3 protein-coding genes are annotated in these 2,356 nt (G+C 37.6%); all 3 read left to right on the forward strand.

Going from position 1 to position 2,356, the window contains the following annotated elements; translation table 11 throughout:
- The first annotated feature begins 468 nt into the window (after window positions 1-468).
- Window positions 469-921 (forward strand): D-aminoacyl-tRNA deacylase, encoded by a 453-nt coding sequence (dtd, locus tag ACOVQ4_RS01590; RefSeq protein ID WP_095167340.1) that lies wholly within the window; start codon window positions 469-471, stop codon window positions 919-921.
- A 34-nt stretch (window positions 922-955) separates the two neighbouring features.
- A complete protein-coding gene (locus tag ACOVQ4_RS01595) occupies window positions 956-1,282 on the forward strand; it encodes a nucleotide pyrophosphohydrolase (RefSeq protein WP_095167493.1) in 327 nt (108 codons plus the stop codon).
- 146 nt (window positions 1,283-1,428) lie between these two features.
- Window positions 1,429-2,356: D-2-hydroxyacid dehydrogenase (locus ACOVQ4_RS01600; RefSeq protein ID WP_421818915.1), on the forward strand; the 928-nt coding region annotated here is incomplete at its 3' end.

Genomic DNA, 2,356 nt, shown 5'->3' on the forward strand with positions numbered 1-2,356 from the left:
AAAATAAAATTTAATTTTTGAGCCTTCGGCTTTCAGCTTTGGGCATTCGGCAAAAACATATCTATCCTGACTAAAAAACATTTTAACACTCTTTGCCTTGTGCCTGTTGCCTAGTGCCTAAACTCATAAGTTAAATCTAATTGTGCACGATTACTTAAGTTATCAGGCATTAGGAACTAGGCAATTAGTGTAAAAAAAATTAACAACCACAGACGTACTTTTTTCAGAAGCCCATGCCTGAAAGCCCTAAGCTAATGAGATAAGGTGTTTTTTATGAGATTATAAAGACCTTTTAAGTTAGTACGCACAATAAAATCTAATTTTTGAGCCTTCGGCTTTCAGCTTTGGGCATTCGGCAAAAACATATCTATCCTGACTAAAAAACATTTTAACACTCTTTGCCTTGTGCCTGTTGCCTAGTGCCTATTGCCTAAAGCCAATTAATTAAATCCCTATTTCTAAAAATTCATGATTGCAGTTATACAACGAGTATCCGAAGCATCCGTAACGATTGACAACCACGTAAAAGGTTCTATCGGCGCTGGCTTTATGATTTTACTGGGCATTACTCATACAGATACCCAAGAAGATGTAGAATGGTTATCTAAAAAAATCGTTGGTATGCGTATTTTTTCTGATGAAGAAGGTAAAATGAACCTCGACCTGAAGGCTATTGAGGGTGATATTTTATTAATTAGTCAGTTTACGTTACATGCCTCTACGAAAAAGGGAAATAGACCCAGTTTTATAGAAGCAGCTAAGCCTGATATTGCTATTCCACTTTATGAAAGTATGATTGCTCAACTTGAAAAAGAATTGGGGAAATCTATCCAAACAGGCGAGTTTGGCGCCGATATGAAAGTAGCACTTATCAACGATGGTCCTGTGACTATTGTAATTGATTCCAAAAACAAACAATAAGCCTTGGAGTTTAGATAATAAAATCCTTATCAAAATGACCATCAAAGAAGCTCAAGAAACCGTAGACCAATGGATTAAAACCATCGGTGTTAGATATTTTAATGAATTGACCAATATGGCGATGCTAACAGAAGAAGTTGGCGAAGTAGCCCGTATTATTGCCCGTCGTTATGGCGAACAGTCTGAAAAAGAGTCAGATAAAAATAAAGACCTTGGCGACGAAATGGCGGATGTATTATTTGTCTTGATTTGCTTAGCTAACCAAACAGGTGTTGATTTGACAGCAGCGTTAGACAAAAACCTTGCAAAGAAAACACAAAGAGATGCCACACGACATCATGAAAATGAGAAGTTGAAATAGCTTAGTTGGTATTTTACGCTTTCAGCAATCTGCTATGAGCGTTCAGCAAAATATTCAACTTAAAACACTGACAATCAATGTTTTTCACATTAAAAACTCACTAATCAGCACTCAAAAACATTCATTCTTATATCATTCCTATTTCTATGAATATTGTTATTACTGATGGTTTTACTTTGCATGGCAGCGACCTTGCTTGGGATTGTTTCAATAGTCTTGGTAAAGTGACTTTTTACGAAAGAACACCCATTGCTAACATTGTGGAGCGTTGTAAAGAAGCAGATATAGTTATTACCAATAAAACACCTTTTTCTGCCGAAACTATCGCAGCTTTACCCCAATTAAAAATGATTGCGGTAGCTGCTACAGGTTACAATATCATCGATATCCAAGCCTCCACTGCTCAAGGTATTGTAGTAAGTAATATTCCTGCCTACGGAACTGCCTCGGTTGCTCAACATATCTTTGCACTCATATTAGAACTGAGTAATCATGTTGGAAAAAATAGTCAGGCGGTGGCGAATGGCGCTTGGACTTCAGCACAAGACTGGTGTTTTTCATTGTCTCCAATCATTGAATTAGCAGGAAAAACCTTAGGAATTGTTGGAATGGGAAGAATTGGTCAACAAACCGCGAAGATTGCAGAAGCGTTTGGAATGAAGGTTTGTTATACTTCACGAACAGTAAAAGAGGAATTGTCTTATTCAGCCGTACCACTCGAAACGCTATTTTCGGAGAGTGATTTTGTTGCTTTATGTTGTCCATCAACATCCGAAAATATAGGGTTTGTCAATAAAGAATTATTGGCAAAGATGAAAAAAACAGCCTATTTAGTGAATGCGTCGAGAGGACAACTTATTCATGAAAAAGATTTAGCAGAGGCTTTACAGAATGGCATATTAGCTGGTGCAGCGCTTGATGTACTTTCACAAGAACCCCCTTCCGAAAGTAATCCCTTACTCTCTGCTCCAAACTGCCTGATTACCCCTCATAATGCGTGGATCAGCTTTGAGGCTCGTCAGCGAATTGTAGCAATGTTGATGACAAATATTCAAGGTTTTATGAACGGAACTC

Source organism: Flectobacillus sp. (assembly GCF_049240685.1).
GTDB lineage: Bacteria > Bacteroidota > Bacteroidia > Cytophagales > Spirosomataceae > Flectobacillus.